At 43.9% G+C, this 15,007-nt stretch carries 17 protein-coding genes and 2 pseudogenes; 3 read left to right on the top strand and 16 right to left on the bottom strand.

The window, feature by feature from the left end; genetic code table 11:
- Nucleotides 1–230: 230 nt before the first annotated feature.
- Nucleotides 231–434, top strand: a pseudogene (locus tag J2Z66_RS44325) (IS4 family transposase); the annotation flags it as partial.
- Nucleotides 435–439: 5 nt separating this feature from the next.
- On the opposite strand, the gene J2Z66_RS40175 reads toward J2Z66_RS44325, so the two are convergent.
- Nucleotides 440–1,132, bottom strand: coding sequence for a hypothetical protein (locus tag J2Z66_RS40175; RefSeq protein WP_245376206.1), 693 nt, complete (start codon nucleotides 1,130–1,132; stop codon nucleotides 440–442).
- A 149-nt stretch (nucleotides 1,133–1,281) separates the two neighbouring features.
- Between J2Z66_RS40175 and J2Z66_RS40180 the strand changes: the two genes are divergently transcribed.
- Complete coding sequence (locus J2Z66_RS40180; RefSeq protein ID WP_209979380.1) at nucleotides 1,282–1,665, top strand: C40 family peptidase; 384 nt, start codon at nucleotides 1,282–1,284, stop codon at nucleotides 1,663–1,665.
- A 168-nt stretch (nucleotides 1,666–1,833) separates the two neighbouring features.
- On the opposite strand, the pseudogene J2Z66_RS40185 reads toward J2Z66_RS40180, so the two are convergent.
- The 13 genes and pseudogenes from J2Z66_RS40185 to J2Z66_RS40245 form a co-directional block, all read right to left on the bottom strand.
- Nucleotides 1,834–2,177, bottom strand: a pseudogene (locus J2Z66_RS40185) (cupin domain-containing protein).
- 108 nt (nucleotides 2,178–2,285) lie between these two features.
- Nucleotides 2,286–3,128 (bottom strand): nucleotidyltransferase domain-containing protein, encoded by an 843-nt coding sequence (locus tag J2Z66_RS40190; protein ID WP_209979382.1) that lies wholly within the window; start codon nucleotides 3,126–3,128, stop codon nucleotides 2,286–2,288.
- Nucleotides 3,129–4,127: 999 nt separating this feature from the next.
- Entirely contained in the window at nucleotides 4,128–4,580 is a 453-nt protein-coding gene (locus J2Z66_RS40195) for a VOC family protein (protein ID WP_209979384.1), read from the bottom strand.
- Nucleotides 4,581–4,809: 229 nt separating this feature from the next.
- A complete protein-coding gene (locus J2Z66_RS40200; protein WP_209979385.1) occupies nucleotides 4,810–5,280 on the bottom strand; it encodes a GNAT family N-acetyltransferase in 471 nt (156 codons plus the stop codon).
- Nucleotides 5,281–5,419: 139 nt separating this feature from the next.
- Nucleotides 5,420–5,761, bottom strand: a complete 342-nt coding sequence (locus J2Z66_RS40205; protein ID WP_209979387.1) for a hypothetical protein — start codon at nucleotides 5,759–5,761, stop codon at nucleotides 5,420–5,422.
- Nucleotides 5,762–6,213: 452 nt separating this feature from the next.
- Complete coding sequence (locus tag J2Z66_RS40210) at nucleotides 6,214–6,675, bottom strand: GNAT family N-acetyltransferase (RefSeq protein WP_209979390.1); 462 nt, start codon at nucleotides 6,673–6,675, stop codon at nucleotides 6,214–6,216.
- A 346-nt stretch (nucleotides 6,676–7,021) separates the two neighbouring features.
- On the bottom strand, nucleotides 7,022–7,666 hold the full coding sequence (locus tag J2Z66_RS40215) for an HAD family hydrolase (protein ID WP_209979392.1): 645 nt from the start codon (nucleotides 7,664–7,666) through the stop codon (nucleotides 7,022–7,024).
- Nucleotides 7,667–7,770: 104 nt separating this feature from the next.
- Nucleotides 7,771–8,328, bottom strand: a complete 558-nt coding sequence (locus J2Z66_RS40220; RefSeq protein WP_209979456.1) for a phosphoribosylaminoimidazolesuccinocarboxamide synthase — start codon at nucleotides 8,326–8,328, stop codon at nucleotides 7,771–7,773.
- Nucleotides 8,329–8,362: 34 nt separating this feature from the next.
- Nucleotides 8,363–9,388: a LolA family protein gene (locus J2Z66_RS40225; RefSeq protein WP_209979394.1), complete on the bottom strand. Its 1,026-nt coding sequence runs from the start codon at nucleotides 9,386–9,388 to the stop codon at nucleotides 8,363–8,365.
- Nucleotides 9,389–9,465: 77 nt separating this feature from the next.
- Nucleotides 9,466–9,987: an RNA polymerase sigma factor gene (locus J2Z66_RS40230; RefSeq protein ID WP_209979396.1), complete on the bottom strand. Its 522-nt coding sequence runs from the start codon at nucleotides 9,985–9,987 to the stop codon at nucleotides 9,466–9,468.
- Between the two features lie 114 nt (nucleotides 9,988–10,101).
- Nucleotides 10,102–10,923 carry a GNAT family N-acetyltransferase gene (locus J2Z66_RS40235; RefSeq protein WP_209979398.1) on the bottom strand — a complete coding sequence of 274 codons (822 nt, stop codon included), beginning with the start codon at nucleotides 10,921–10,923 and terminating at the stop codon, nucleotides 10,102–10,104.
- 170 nt (nucleotides 10,924–11,093) lie between these two features.
- Nucleotides 11,094–11,378, bottom strand: a complete 285-nt coding sequence (locus tag J2Z66_RS40240; RefSeq protein ID WP_209979400.1) for a hypothetical protein — start codon at nucleotides 11,376–11,378, stop codon at nucleotides 11,094–11,096.
- 452 nt (nucleotides 11,379–11,830) lie between these two features.
- On the bottom strand, nucleotides 11,831–12,922 hold the full coding sequence (locus J2Z66_RS40245) for a phosphotransferase enzyme family protein (protein ID WP_245376207.1): 1,092 nt from the start codon (nucleotides 12,920–12,922) through the stop codon (nucleotides 11,831–11,833).
- 430 nt (nucleotides 12,923–13,352) lie between these two features.
- Here J2Z66_RS40245 and J2Z66_RS40250 point away from each other — a divergent pair, with 430 nt between their 5' ends.
- Nucleotides 13,353–13,787 carry a DUF4259 domain-containing protein gene (locus tag J2Z66_RS40250; RefSeq protein WP_209979401.1) on the top strand — a complete coding sequence of 145 codons (435 nt, stop codon included), beginning with the start codon at nucleotides 13,353–13,355 and terminating at the stop codon, nucleotides 13,785–13,787.
- Between the two features lie 446 nt (nucleotides 13,788–14,233).
- Here the strand turns inward: J2Z66_RS40250 and J2Z66_RS40255 are convergent, their stop codons facing one another.
- Together J2Z66_RS40255 and J2Z66_RS40260 are read right to left on the bottom strand one after the other, a co-directional pair.
- Entirely contained in the window at nucleotides 14,234–14,707 is a 474-nt protein-coding gene (locus tag J2Z66_RS40255; RefSeq protein WP_209979402.1) for a GNAT family N-acetyltransferase, read from the bottom strand.
- A gap of 10 nt (nucleotides 14,708–14,717) precedes the next feature.
- Nucleotides 14,718–14,966 carry a hypothetical protein gene (locus J2Z66_RS40260; RefSeq protein WP_209979404.1) on the bottom strand — a complete coding sequence of 83 codons (249 nt, stop codon included), beginning with the start codon at nucleotides 14,964–14,966 and terminating at the stop codon, nucleotides 14,718–14,720.
- Nucleotides 14,967–15,007 lie beyond the last annotated feature (41 nt).

A 15,007-nucleotide genomic window follows, 5' to 3' on the forward strand; every position in this document is an offset into this window, starting at 1 on the left:
TAATACCACGCACTGGTAACCTTATCCATATTTCCATATCGTTGTCGCTTCCACCACACTCTACTGCCCGTTAGCTTAATAAAAACAAGGAGCAATTGCCGCGGCAAACTGCTCCTTGTATCGTTCAACTAACGTTTCCGTTAGCTTAAGGATTTACCGAAACAGGTACATTCTTCGCGGTTTAAGTACTTACCATAATTGCCCATAAAGACCGCGCGTCATAGGCCACCGGTCCGTTCTATGTGTTGCGCGACGAAGTCGGCACGCTAGATTGGGCCGTCGCCTTGCAGCAGTTGCTCGATCTCTTTGGCGAAATCGCCACGAAGGCAGGAAAGCGCCTCTCGGCACTGATTCAGCGTCAACTCCAGCATTGGATTGCCAGTCTGCCCAGCTACATCAAGGCTTGTTTGCCGATTTCATGCTGCGAAAGTTGAGTTTGTTAATCTAAATATTTTGTAAACGTGCTATCTTTCTGTCCTGGAACTTTATCCCTATTTCCTCGCATCACACACATGCTGGCTTCGCCAGCGAAATAGCTCGTAAATTTGCCTGCCGGATGACGGTAGCCTTCGCGGCGTAGCCAGGCATGAGCAAGAGAACCCATATAAGTAGCATTACCAACTCCAGTGTTGTCAAGTGCAATCGGATTAAATGTGACGGTTAATGAGTTGGTTTCTGGATCGGAGGCATTAACGCCTTTAACGACCGTTAAACTGTTTGATTTCTTGTACATAATATACGCTTTGGCGGCTCGACCGAAACCGTTCGCCGCAATCTGTGCCGTAAAGCCATCCATCTGTACAGATGCTGCTGCACTGCCGTTTGCAAGCTTCTCTTCAAACCAAACGGGGGCTAAATTAAATCTAGCATATTTTTTACAACATGATTGATATCTAGAAGAGCCTTGTTCATCTAACTGTTGATAATGCTCCCGCCAAAAGCCTAATGCGCCAGCAATCAAAGTACGAATACGATTAACTTGTGCAGTCGTAAACCTAGTATCCACGTAAAACGTCATTGCAGCTGGCATTGCTTCGGACACAGGAGCCTCTGGAACCGTCAACGTTATTTTCTTATACGTTGCGGATACATGCGCTTTTGGCACGCCTTGGCGGCGTCTTTTCTCCTTCAAAAGAAATCATCTCCTTCCAATAAACTAATTTATGCGAACGCGAATAGAAAGTGAGAGGTGTAATCCTAGGTTATTGTGGATTTTCCAGCTAAATTTCATCTTCGCTATGTTCAAACATAAACTAGTATGTGGAGAGGAGGGCTGCGCGTATGTCAAGCCGCGAAAAGAAAATGCTGAAATACGCGAAGAGCTTCGTTGGTATGCAGTTTAGGCGTAATCCGCCTTCTCTTGAAATCGACTGCTCTCAGTTTACGCAAATGGTATTTGCGAAAGTTGGCGTTAGCCTGCCGCGTACCTCGCAAGACCAAGCTAAACAAGGCGTTGCGGTCAGCTTTGCTGACCTACGCCTTGGCGATTTAGTCTTTTATCATATACCGGAACGTAACGCTGCCAAAGGCAGCATAGGGCATGTCGCCATTTATGCAGGCAAAGGGAAGATTGTCCATTGTTTGCCAACGTCTAATTTCTTCTTAACCGATATGAACAAACCATACTGGAAAACGAAATATTTGTTTGCGAGAAGGGTTTTATAACAAAGAAAGAACCAGACCTGGTATGGTTCTTTCTTTAAAAAAATGTGCTCTTTTGTACAACCTTAATAATACCACATATTGGAACTATCCTGCCCGTTAGCGTAACGAAGGCCGCCGCTGCAGCCCGTTCTTTAATGTTGAGCTATCGTTTCCCGTTAGCGTAAAGTTCTAATCGATCAACATCCTATCACCCTTACTTGTAGGTTGAGATACGACCAAAAATTCAATTTCATTGTTAGACTTATTGAACATTTGATGAGGGACTAAAGGAGGAACCTCTGCTCCTTCTTGTGGATTTAAGATAACCTCTTTACCATCAATCTCAATCGTTGCAGTCCCAGATAAGACAAAGAAAAATTGTCGTGATTTTTCATGAAAGTGCCTTACTTCTGCGGTGTTTGCTGGCATTTTTTCATGAATTATACTCAAATTTCCTGATTTTTTATTAAATGCCATCCATCACATTTATCACCCCAAATATAATGTTCAGCACTCTTATTGCTTATTTTCATGTTAGTAGACCCCTTTGAGTAATCTGCCAGTTACTTCAACAAAGGCTGCTGTACATATTCGTGGCAACCCCGTTAATTCCCTTTAGTTAACTATTGTTCTCTGATAGCTCAATTCCCTTGTAAGATGTCTTTGAATTTCATACGGGCATAGTTTCTGAAGGAGAGAAGGCTAGTTTTGTCCCATTCCTTTCCACCCGTTCTTCTTTGCTCCTCATTTACTGCATCCGAAGAACGATAAACATCAAGTGCTCGTTGAATCAATTGATGATACTCCTGTGGTAAATGTTTGATTCCCCATTCACCGCCTTCATCTTTACTGTGTACTTTCTGATCATCTTCTCTATGCAGTTGAAATACACGGCAAATGTTCAATACACTATAAAAGGGCGTCTCTAGAATATGCTCATCTTGGAGTATCCAATTAAAATCGTCCATGACAGAATCTATTAAATACTGCCAATTTACTTTGCCAAATATATCTGATATGGGTTTACCATATAAACAAATGCCACGTTGCGTTACATAGGTTAAATGTGAGGGTAGGTCAACGTCTGTTCTCTCTTTACTATAATCTATTTCATCTTTGAGTATCTTCTCATGCCATCCCGAGCTGTAATGAACTTCAAAAGGTGTCGGATTGGGGACTTGCCTTACTACCTCTGCCGTGATAACACTAAGTTCAACATTACCAGTCGTAGGCCTGTTGACCGCCTCGTTGGCGATAGAGACTCCAACTATTTTTGCCAAATCGGCTGCTAATTTGCCGTTAACTACCACAATCAGATCTATGTCACTTTTGGGACGATAGTAACAGCCCATAGCTAATGAACCGTGGAGATAGATACCTATCAACTGATTTCCCAGAATAGTTTTCAACTGTTCTAACAGTTTTTCAACGAATTGTGTGATATCTTCATCACAATAAGACCAGACTTGTGCTCTATTAGCCATCGACATCATTCCTTCTGTCATCGTAACGATGGATTTATTTGCTCTATCGCCATGCTATCGTCAGCAATAGGTAAGCGTTTGATGCGATCTCAGGCTTTTCCCCTGCTCCACACCGGACGTGCCAGTTTCCCATCATCCGGCGCTCCCTCTAACGGAACGTACTAGATCATAAGTTCCATGTTACTTAAGGATAGGGGATGTTTTATGATCCCAATATCGTTAAGCTTGCACTGTGGCAACACTGCTTTAAAGAAGTGTTGTTCCCACGTTCCTACCCGACCGGTGCAATTCACGTTTGGAAAACAACCGTTTCTTTTCCGTTAGACTTGGGGCTGTTCCTCCACTCCCATTATGGAAGATTCATCAGTCGTGCCCCTGCCCTCACAAGGATGAATGCATTTCGGCTATTGCCTTATAGCAACCGCTTCGGGTGACAGCCCTTGTTGCAGCGTCCCTTGTTTTCCAAGTACCTTACATCCTAGCTATCACGTTCTGGACTTAGGTGCTCCCTGTGAGCCTGTGAGTTGGATGCCGCCATCGTTCGGCATAGCGTATTTCAGAGGACACATTTTTACTTTACGCCACTCACCCCATCGCTTGATGGTCCATAGGCTTTCCCTATGTTCTAACTTTAGACCCGTACATTCGGTTGTTCGTCAGTTCCTTCTGGGGAACATTCTCACCATATCCAGTTTTTCAGCCGCGCGGCATATCCGTTGGCATACCTTTTCCGAAGGAATGGCTCCAGCCTCCGTTCTGCCGAATCTACCTGTTCTTCACACCTCATGACCTGTCAGCCATGACGCATGCAGGAGTATTGGCGGGATGGTTTCGAGATACATGGTTCCGTCATTCCCATCCTCGGTTGTAAAGTTAAGATTACTTTCTGTAATTTCCTGCCTTTCACGCTTATGGCGCTTATAGCAGAACTTGTCGTGCGGTGTCCGTTGGCGTAATATCTACAACGCCTTGTTTAGGGAGACGACGATAACTCTATTGTTATTGTCGATTTTCCCAATCATCCAGATACATGTTCTGCGTATGTGAACATGTATCTATTTCCAAGGGGCAAATAAATTCAAGCTGGTTCTCGTCGGGGTCTCGAAAGTATATTACTGCATGTGAATGGGGTAAATTTACAAGAACTATTGGAGAAATAGGTTGGAACCCGAACGCCTCATGGACATCAATTCCCCGTTCTTTAAGCCATAATTTCGCTTTCTTCATATCTTGATAATCAACTTGGAATGCAATATGGCGTAGAGAAGGATGATTCGGAGCGTTCACATGTTCGGATTCCCATAATCCCAGCCAACTCTTCCCCTTCTCAATCCAGAAAAAGGCTAGCCCTTTTGATTTGTGCGCCATCTCCAGTCCTATATTTTGATAAAACTCTATAGACCGCGACAAATCACTTACTGGTAAGTGTGCTTCATAAAGACCCCTTATCATGACATATTCCTCCTTTGTCCCATCAAGTATTTTATTAAGTTGATTATCTGTTAGGCAAGTTTGCCCGTTTACTTCAATGATCTGCTTTTTTCTTTATTTTACCACAATCAAGGTCCAGGTCCATTGAACTATCCTGCCCGTTAGCGCAACGTGGCTTCCGATAATGCCGGCAGCCGCGTTTTAATTATTTATTAAGCTATCGTGTCTCATTAGTTCAAAACCACAACCTCTATAAAAATGACATATATACACCCTTACCTTGTATTAATTTAAATCCAAGTTGCTTGTACAAAGTACGAGCAGGGGCATTATCATCATCTGTTTCGAGCTGTAATCGTGTTGCTTTATTAGAAATAGCTAAATCAATGGCATGCTCCATTAGTTTCCTGCCAACACCCTTCTTTCTATGCTTCGATGATGAATATAAAGCCTCTATACGCAATACTGGGTAGCCTTTGCTGATTGAGAAGCTCCAGGAAAGGATAATGAACCCAATATATTCATGATCCTGCTTAGCTAAATAACAATTAGATGAGCCGTCATTAATAAACCTATTTAAGATCTGTTCACATTGTTCTAGATGCTCTGGTGATGGATCTGATTCGTCCACTCCATTGGAAGAAGAATTTAAGTAGCCTGCTATCAAATTTTTGACTTTAGGAATATGAGATTCATCAAGAGGTATGATTTCTATATTCAATAAAATCCCTCCCGTGCAAAATTAAAATCTAAATATAAATAATTCATGAAATAATGTCAGTATCCTGCCCGTTCGTTAAAAAACGGCAGCTGAATAAACGGCTGCTGTTACTTTGTCTTTTATTGATCTATCGTACCCGTTAGCTTAATCCATGGTCGTCATCAATTATCCATGAAAACTCTTTAGCAATTGCGCTTGCAATTCCAGATAATGCTTGTTCTATGATTTCATCTATGTAGCTGGGAACATCAATTTCAATCAGATTTATTTCTTCAATACCATCAAGGGTGTTAAAGGCGTAGCTCCCATTAGGGTTAGCGGCAATTCCTGTAGCTTTAACAAATTGCCCATTGATTTCTTTAATAAATTTCAGGTGACTAACCTTTACGAATCCTAAGTTAGAGGTTATGTAATGTTCCAGTAACTTCGATTCAATTTTTGTAAAATACATCTCAGAATGGATACTTATATAATCATACATAAATTCTCCTCACTCTTTGTCTCCATTAGTTGAACCCACACTTTATGGTTTTAATCCCGTTTGTAAGACGTCAAAATATTCATTTAATATTTCATTGAAATCGGGATCTTCAGGTAACTTCTCAATGTATCTCCATAGAAATAAAATACTCTTTCAGTTCATCCTTTTTGTCTTCTAACCATAACTTAAACTTAGTTCGTACCATTCCTTATCACCCTTTCATGAGGAAAAGCATAACAAATTTAATGTTAAAATTGAACCAAGATTGTTAATCAAAGTGTGGCACCACCACGCATAACTGCCCGTTAGCGTAACGAGGCTGCCGATCGTTTTCTCGGCAGCCTCGTTGTCTTGGATGTTGTGCTCTCGTGTCCCGTTAGCGTAATGAGGGGGTGCTTATATAAGTGCTTTTTGATATCTGATTTGACTAAGTTTCTATATCTCTAATAATTTCAAGGTAGAGCACGCGTGACATTGAGGTACATCCGCGGCGCCGGCCCACCCTGAGTGTTGGCGAAGCCACTGGCGACGAAGCCGACGGATTCGTAAAACCCTATAGCGTGTGAGTTGGCGGTCACCTCTATACGCACACTGCGCCGCGCAATGTCTTCGATCAGGGCACTCGCGACGCCTTGGCGCATCCAGTCAGGATCAGTGAACAGATCCTCGAGTTCGAGGAAGTCGTCGACAGGACGTGCTGACGCAAAGCCGACGACCCGCCCGTCAACAACAGCGACACGCGCGAATGGCAACATCTCGTCGTCCCACACGAGCCACTCAGGATGAGTGGCGATGAGATCACGGTCGCCCTTGAATGTCAGCGACGCACGGCGAAAGACATCGCTCAGCGTGTCGACGTCGTCGTCAACTGCGCTTCTAATGACGAGGTTAGACAAATATAAAGACTTTTTCATTCACGGTATTCTCCTTTTTATAGAATTTTAAAGATAATGTTTTATTTTATGAGTGTATTACTATATTTATTGTTAGAAAAGTAGCCATGTATTGTAACTCCATGGCAGTTAAGTTGTGCAGGCGGGCCTTGTTTCTTAAGCAAAAGACTAATCACTCCTCTACACCGGATATCGGGGACAATTCGCGGTATCCTCCTTATGAGATTCATTGCTTGTTCCTTTGTCGGCAATCGGTCTATAATCTTGGTATATGTCGGCAATCGGATCATATTCTTGACATGGAGAAATGACAAGAATATGATCCGATAAATTAAAAAAGCCATCATTTAGGCGGATATTAATCGGACTATGTTTTTGTCACCCGACAAATGTCCTTTAGTTCAATCAGAGTCTTGATTCGATAGCTGGCCTGTGAGAAATCATGTGTTTTTGTGAAGTCGTTGTGGACAATAGCACAGTCGATACCTGCCGCCACGGCTGAGTTCAACCCTCTGTTTGAATCCTCGACAACTAGAGTCTCTTCTTTGTTAGCTCCGAAGCGCTTTAGGCCGTTCAAGTATGGTTCCGGGTGCGGCTTGGTGCGCTCGTAGTCTTCGCGAACAAGGATGAAATCCATGAATTGTGTAATCTGGCGCTTTTCATGAATAAGTTGAAAATCCGCACGTTTTGCAGTCGTCACGATGGCCATGCGGACGTACTTTGACAGTTCGGCTAGCGTTTCAACTACGCCTTCAATCTCTATGGCTTCTGTTCTTAGATATTCCTGATAATAGACGTTGCGGACCTCACGTTGCTTGCTGATGGTTTGTTCATCAATACCTGCCGCCCTAGCTTGAGACCAAGTGCCTAATGACTGGGTCATGTCGCGGAGGTATTGATCTTTATCCAAGGTAAATCCAATGTCAGCCAGAGCCCGTTCTCCCGCTTTGAAATACCAGAATTCAGTATCAACCAGAACACCATCATGATCAAAGAGTATGTATTTTTTCATTGTTTCGTTCTCCTTTCGCAACTGCGGCAACCATGAGCGTATTCAAACTGTCTGCAAGTTGGTGCACTGAAATTTCGAATTACGCCCTGTCTGGTTAATGTCGCTTAGATAAGATAAGCATTTAAATTCTTTTTAAGCCGATCTTTTACAGAATGCGTACCGTCGACGGAAAATTCCTTGCCGGTGATCATTTCGAAGAGACGGATATAGCGATGCGACAGTTCGATGACAAGGTCATCAGGTGCGGACGGCAGGATTTTATCTTTATAAGGGTCGCAATGCTCCCTGAACCAAAGTCGCAGGAATTCTTTGTCGATATTCTCAGGTTCCTTGCCCTCGGCTAACCTCGATTCGTATGTCTCTTTCATCCAATAGCGGGAAGAATTGGGTGTATGAATCTCGTCGATGAGAAGAATCTCTCCTTTGTCATCAATACCGAATTCATATTTGGTATCTACAAGGATTAATCCGTTCCTAGCTGCGATCTCTGTGCCCCTTGCAAAGAGCGAGAATGCGATTTTTTGCAAATACTCCCAGGTCTCTTTGTCGATTAGGCCTTCGTCAACGATTTGGGCAGCCGAAATCGATTCGTCATGTGCTGCTGATTTCTTTGCCCCTATGATAACATACTCATTAGGATGAAACTGGTAAATAACAACTATCGTTAAACTAACGTGTCACGTTATTTCAATGCGTCTACCGAGAATGAATATCAGTATAATCTTTTGGGGGTACTGTTGAAAATTTTGAACGATCTATTTTTTGATTAAAAGTAATCGAAGATACTTCAATACTATTAGTGATCTCTCCTCTAGTATTTGATTCAATCATTTTTAACAAAACACCTGTTTCAGAATCGACCCACATTTTAAATTGTGTGGCATTATGCTTTTTGGCTAGATTAACATCATGTGTTCCCTCAATTATAGTCACTTTACGGTCATGCAAGATATCTTCACCTGTAACTTTATAGTTTTTAGTTTCATCGTTCAACCAAAAAGCATAAGCTTGAGGTAGGCTTACTTCTGTTGCTTGATTTGAAAAAGCCGGGTCCGTTCTATAAATATATGCCGTTTCTCCAGTTTCAGCTTTTACTACCCTTGGACTCTTGATTTTGTCTGTTATCGTTTTGGTTGTATCGGATTTTCTAAATTTCTGCTTCTTGTTATAAAGCGTAAGTAATGATTTCCCATCTGATGAAGTTTCCTCGACAGTTTGTTCAGTTAAGTTATCTGTTACTTTCACATAACTACCCGGACTATTTCCCTCTGAAATATAAAATTCAATAGTTTGATCAACGTTAATAGGGGTAAATACCTCGCGAAACGAACCCTGAATTGTATTGTAGTTATCGACTGCGTTTAGCATTCTTTCTTTAATACTCGAATAATCCGGAATAATTGGTGAGATGATCTGTTCGTTAACTGGTGTTCTGGTAGGTGAGGAGATATTACTGTTATTTTTAGTATCTGGGGTCGTTCTAGTTTCATATTCAATTGCTGGGAATTTAACTGGTTGAAGAATATCAATAGCATATACAGTTCCCGCAATAGAGAATAGAGCCAGTATTCCCAGGCTTAAAAAAAATTTTTTTCTTGAAAGCTTAGAAGTTTTAAAATTAATTTTCTTCTCTATATTTTCCCACATAATCGAAGAATAGGGTGATTCTACAAAATCATTTTGAAATTGAGTTTCAAGTTGGCGTTCTATATTTTTAGACATGAGGAAAACCACCTTTTAATTCAATTTGAAGAAAATCCTGCGATTGGATTAATTTCCGCATTTGCTTTAATCCTTTATTACATCTTGATTTTACGTACAGGAATGTGTAATATTTGTGCCACTTCTTCGTTTTTCATTTGATGGAGGTACTTTAATACTAGAACCGAGCGAATTCTCTCTGGAAGTTGTTGCAGTTTAATTTGTAACTCAGTTTGCATTTCCTTGCCTTCATACGTGTTTTCTACGCTTATAGTGACAAATATCTGTTTCAAACGATTCAGTAGAACCTCTCTATTTTTTCTTTTTAAGTGATTTCGACACATATTCATCGTAATGCTAAGCAACCAAGGTTTCTTATTTTCGATCGATTTAAACCCAGATTGAATAGCTTTTACGAAAACTTCTTGACACATGTCCTCTGCATCTTGCCGATGTTGTAACATGTAAAAACATGTCCTTTCCACATCCAGTTTAAAGGTATAAAAAAACTCTTCTGCTGTCAGAATAAGCCCCCCTTTCAGTTGTTTATCTATGTAACAATTAAACAGTTCAAAAGGTTCATTTTTAGCGTTTCCAATTCGCATCATATTTTTTTTCAAATAAGTCCTACTTTATTAATTCAACCAACATAGATGTTGCGTGGTTATATCCATCTAAAAAAGATGTGTTTGTTATCTTCATCTTGCTCTTTTCTGCCCAATCAGCGTCGGCGCTCACCGCGGTTGCTCCAACACGAACGGCTGCGTCCGAGTCACGAACTGGAAGCCCTGCTTGCGCAGGATCGGCGCGGAGCTCGGCAGCGCGTCGACGAAGGCGTGCGTCCGGCCGCGATCACGGGCTTCCTGCAACCGCGAGGCGACCAGCGCGGTGAACAGTCCCCGTCTCCGGTGTGTGGTCTTGGTGCGACCCCCGGCTAGTTCGGCGTAAGGCCCTCCGGGCCGGAAGTAGACCCGCCCACAGGCGACGGGCTCGCCGTCAACGTAGGCAATGTGGATGCTCATCTCGTCCGGATTCTCCTTCAACTTAAGGGCCAGCGCGCGCCGCTCCTCCTCCACGTTGTGCCTGCCAATCTCTCGGGACACCTCGGCGTAGTCCACCAGGTCGCGCTCATCTCGGACGATCCTGATCTCGTGTTCGCCGCCGTCACCGAAGGCAGCCAGCGATGCCTCGTCCAATGGCAGGACCAACACTTCCTCCTCATCCTCGGCCTCGAACCCGGCGGCGACGAGCCGCTCGGGCAGGTCGAGTGGCGTATCGTGACCGTAGTACTTCCACTCCAGGCTATAGCCGCCGGAGACGGCGGCATCCAGCTCCCGGCGGATCAGGTTATCGGTTTCCTCCGGCGGTAGGCTGGCGAACACGATCCGGCACTCCGATCCGTCCGTGGAGCGATCCACGACCACGTCACCGCTGGCAGACGGCACGCCCAGCGACCGTCGCTCGGCATCCAGGCACTCCAGGATATCGGTTCTTATGATCTCGCCTCTTTCATACACCATCTTCGCTTTCTCCAGAGCCTGGTTCTCCTTGTCCATGTTCGACACGTTCTCCTGCCTACCTTTGTTTTAGGAAATTTTGTTTCCCTCTTACTATATTACGTCTGTCTGTCCTCAACACAATTTTAAACTATTTCAATTACCCTTACAGAACGGCTGCTAAGTTACAACAACCTCCTGTTTTGCGTTAAACTGCCCGTTACCTTAACTCAATACTCTTTTGTAGCTGAGAGAAGGTCACCCTCATTTTCAAGGTAACGGAGGACTTTCTCAATTTCATCAATCTCATAACTCCTAACGACGATCATATGTGGAATATGTAATCCTGGAGGGTCAATGTTTGGACGTGAGAGGTTATTATGCAATCTTTCAGGTGTATATAAAATGCTCCATCGTTTGCTGCCGTCTTCAAAAGTTAAGGTGCTCTCTATCCGGTTCCACTCGTCCGAAAAACCTTCAACTTCATCGTCAAAATTCCAATTAAGTAATTTCATTTCATGCCCCATTTTATTTTCTGTAGCAAAAGTTTATAAACCGATTTTATCATGGGATTTGTTGAATTAATCTGCCCGTTAGCTTAACGAGGCTGCCGTTCATGTCGGCAGCCTCGTCCTAGGTGTTTATTCAGCTATCGTGTCCCGTTAGCGTAGCGATTGGTTAGAATAATATCTGATCCATTATAATTATTCGAAAAAGGTTCTGACAACACGTACTATTATGGTAATACCGCATGCTGAAAAAAAATAAAACCTAAATATCGGAATATACTTTCAACATGATCTATAACACCACTCCAAAAAAAGAAACTCGGTATAGGCATTAGCAGTAGAACGGTACCAACAACAAAGCCATAGAAAAATATCCGAGTGTTGTCTTTTCTCATTAATAAGGCCGCCTTTCAAATCCTCGTGCCCCGTTAGATCAGTCAAAAGATGCTACAAAAAGACTAAATATTTCGTTTCTCATACTCAAAGGGTTTTTCACACGAGTAAATTTCATGGAAAAATCCCCTATACGGGATATTGTCTTCCAGACATTTTATGCGATACGACAACCCCTCGTCACACTCTGGATCTTCGCCGTTGTTCCGCATTACCTCGAATGTATCTACAATACCTTCCATGAGGGTTACTTTAAAAAATAAAGGCAGCTTATCCAACATCGAATCTTCAATCTTGGTCTCGGATCTGTATCCTGCGAGGACTGTCTCAAAATAATCGTCCATGAACTTTTTGCGTTTGCCGGCGTCTGGTTCAAATTGTATCCAGCCCACGGCGTTTGTCCAGAGATCTGCCAGGTCATACATATACCAACCGAAACATGAATTATCGAAATCATATACAGTTATTTGCCCGGTATCAAAATCTATCGAATAATTCCCATCATTGAAATCAAAATGGATCATACCGAAAGTCTCCTGATCCTTGTCCAATCCTTTTAAAGTATGAAGGAGCTCTACCAGCTTTTCCTTAAGCAGGGATAAGGAGTCGGGGATCAGTTTATCGATATATTCGGAATTGTATTTATCAAAAAAGCTATACCGGCGATGGACAGGTGTATATCCTTTCGATATTTGATGCAGTTTCCCCAGGACTTTACCGCAATTATAATAATATTCGGAAATCGGTGCGCCTTCACGGTACCGATAATTATTTTCTACAAGCATTTTGCCCTTGGCCTTTTTAAACAGGCAGACAAAAATGGTGTGATTATTATGAGTTATCTCTTCCAGCAGATTCCCCTTCCGGGAGCTGACTACATCCGAGACACTTCCGGCATGCTCAAATAAATACCTGATATACTCAACTTCGGCCAGAAAATCTTCCCGGCTCCTGTCAGGTAAGAAAGAGATTCTGAGTATTTTTGCGTCTTCGCCTTCTTTCTCACAGGTATAAACGACATTCCGCCCTCCGTCATGTGCTGGAATCAGCTTGATTTCATAGCCTTCTAATCCATACAACTCTGATACTAATGGAAGTAAATATGCATCACTGATTTTAACAACCTCTTTATAATTTATAAAATCTCCTCCAGTCAAAATTTTTGCAACGACTTCTCACACTGAAATTACCACAGAAGAAACCCAATAATGAAAAGTCCTTCGTGGACTTAAATGATAATCACCTTGTTTAACATTAATACATCACTCCTTTGAGCATATTTTACCTAAAAATTCCATTCAGATTCTAGGGAAACTTTCTGTATAACAAAATTCAACTTTTAAAGGGTATTTGCGTTATCCTGCCCGTTAGCGTAATAAAAACAAGGAGCAACTGCCGCGGCAACTGCTCCTTGTATTGTTCAACTAACGTGTCCCGTTAGCTGAACTTTCTCCGCAATTCTTTCGGTCTTAATTACCTTTTGACGGAATCAGCTCTCCTCGTGAGTGCAAGAAGTCCCGGTAACATTTGACGTGCATTGGACACGCTCCATATAATGAAGAGACGACAGTAACAGGAGGACATCGAATGGGAGCATGGGGAATCAAAGCATTGGAAAGTGATGAAGGGCTGGATCTAGTGGCAGCGATCGAGGACTTGCTTCCTCGTGACACGTTGGATTTGGGTGAATTGATGGCGAAGTTTGGTGAGGATGATTTCCTTTATGACGGAACAGTGCTCGCCCTCGCGGAGCTGTATATCGAGTTTCTGGAGAATGGCAGTTTGGATTACGATCATGAGGAGGAAGAACGCGCCTTGACGCAGGTACGGGCGTTCACGGCCGATCGTGCCGCGCTTGGGGCTTTGCTGGAGCATTTGAACGTGATTTGGACTGACATTGAGGGGGACTGCGAGGGGGATTTGGCGGAGCTGTGGCGGGAATCGTCGAGCTGGGACGAATGGCGGGCACATGTGCAGCAGTTGATTGCCAAGTTGGAAGCACGGCTTGCCAAAGAACGGTAGAAGGATGATTGAACGAAAACAAAAGCGCCGCAATCCGAATGATAGGGTTGCGGTGTTTTGTTTAGCGGATTTCCCGCTATTTTCTGCTGTTGCTGTCCACGAACTGGTATGATCAGACCCCCGACTGGTTGGTGGAGAGGTTATGCGATCGAGAGGGAGCGTGCGGATGAAACGTGTGTCACGTCTTGCGCATAACTGCCCGTTAGCTTAATGGTGCTTGTCCCGTCTAATACTTTATTTACTCAGTTTATCAAGACCTAAATTTATAAATTTCAGTCAATATAAAGGGTTCCGCATATTATACATGACTAATATGCGGAACCCTTTATATTAAACTATCGTTACCCGTTAGCTCAAAAGGTACTCCATTCACATCTTATATCCATCTAAAAAGGATGTGTTTGTTATCTTCATCTTGCTCTTTTTTGCCCAATCAGCGTCGGCACTCACCGCGGTAGCTCCAACATGAACGGCTGCGTCCGAGTCACGAACGGGAAGCCCTGCTTGCGCAGGATCGGCGCGGAGGTCGGCAGCGCGTCGACGAAGGCGTGCGTCCGGCTGCGATCACGGGCTTCCTGCAACCGCGAGGCGACCAGCGCGGTGAACAGTCCCCGTCTCCGGTGTGTGGTCTTGGTGCGACCCCCGGCTAGTTCGACGTAGGGCCCTCCGGGCCGGAAGTAGACCCGCCCACAGGCGACGAGCTCGCCGTCAACGTAGGCAATGTGGATGCTCATCTCGTCCGGATTCTCCTTCAACTTAAGGGCCAGCGCGCGCCGCTCCTCCTCCACGTTGTGCCTGCCAATCTCGCGGGACACCTCGGCGTAGTCCACTAGGTCGCGCTCTTCTCGGACGATCCTGATCTCGTGTTCGCCGCCGTCACCGAAGGCAGCCAGCGATGCCTCGTCCAATGGCAGGACCAACACTTACTCCTCATCCTCGGCCTCGAACCCGGCGGATCAGGTTATCGGTTTCCTCCGGCGGTAGGCTGGCGAACACGATCCGGCACTCCGATCCGTCCGTGGAGCGATCCACGACCACGTCACCGCTGGCAGACGGCACGCCCAGCGACCGTCGCTCGGCATCCAGGCACTCCAGGATATCGGTTCTTATGATCTCGCCTCTTTCATACACCATCTTCGCTTTCTCCAGAGCCTGGTTCTCCTTGTCCATGTTCGACACGTTCTCCTGCCTCCCTTTGTTTTAGAAAATTTTGTTTCCCT

The sequence above is a fragment of the Paenibacillus eucommiae genome, assembly GCF_017874215.1.
Lineage (GTDB): Bacteria > Bacillota > Bacilli > Paenibacillales > NBRC-103111 > Paenibacillus_AI > Paenibacillus_AI eucommiae.

Bases quoted from the DNA above. Each gene is read 5' to 3' on its own strand.
- J2Z66_RS40195 (WP_209979384.1), bottom strand. From the start codon at position 4,580: ATGATAAGGGGTCTTTATGAAGCACACTTACCAGTAAGTGATTTGTCG.
- J2Z66_RS40210 (WP_209979390.1), bottom strand. From the start codon at position 6,675: ATGAAAAAGTCTTTATATTTGTCTAACCTCGTCATTAGAAGCGCAGTT.
- J2Z66_RS40225 (WP_209979394.1), bottom strand. From the start codon at position 9,388: ATGTCTAAAAATATAGAACGCCAACTTGAAACTCAATTTCAAAATGAT.
- J2Z66_RS40190 (WP_209979382.1), bottom strand. From the start codon at position 3,128: ATGGCTAATAGAGCACAAGTCTGGTCTTATTGTGATGAAGATATCACA.
- J2Z66_RS40250 (WP_209979401.1), top strand. From the start codon at position 13,353: ATGGGAGCATGGGGAATCAAAGCATTGGAAAGTGATGAAGGGCTGGAT.
- J2Z66_RS40240 (WP_209979400.1), bottom strand. From the start codon at position 11,378: ATGAAATTACTTAATTGGAATTTTGACGATGAAGTTGAAGGTTTTTCG.
- J2Z66_RS40180 (WP_209979380.1), top strand. From the start codon at position 1,282: ATGTCAAGCCGCGAAAAGAAAATGCTGAAATACGCGAAGAGCTTCGTT.
- J2Z66_RS40215 (WP_209979392.1), bottom strand. From the start codon at position 7,666: ATGAAAAAATACATACTCTTTGATCATGATGGTGTTCTGGTTGATACT.
- J2Z66_RS40235 (WP_209979398.1), bottom strand. From the start codon at position 10,923: ATGGACAAGGAGAACCAGGCTCTGGAGAAAGCGAAGATGGTGTATGAA.
- J2Z66_RS40205 (WP_209979387.1), bottom strand. From the start codon at position 5,761: ATGTATGATTATATAAGTATCCATTCTGAGATGTATTTTACAAAAATT.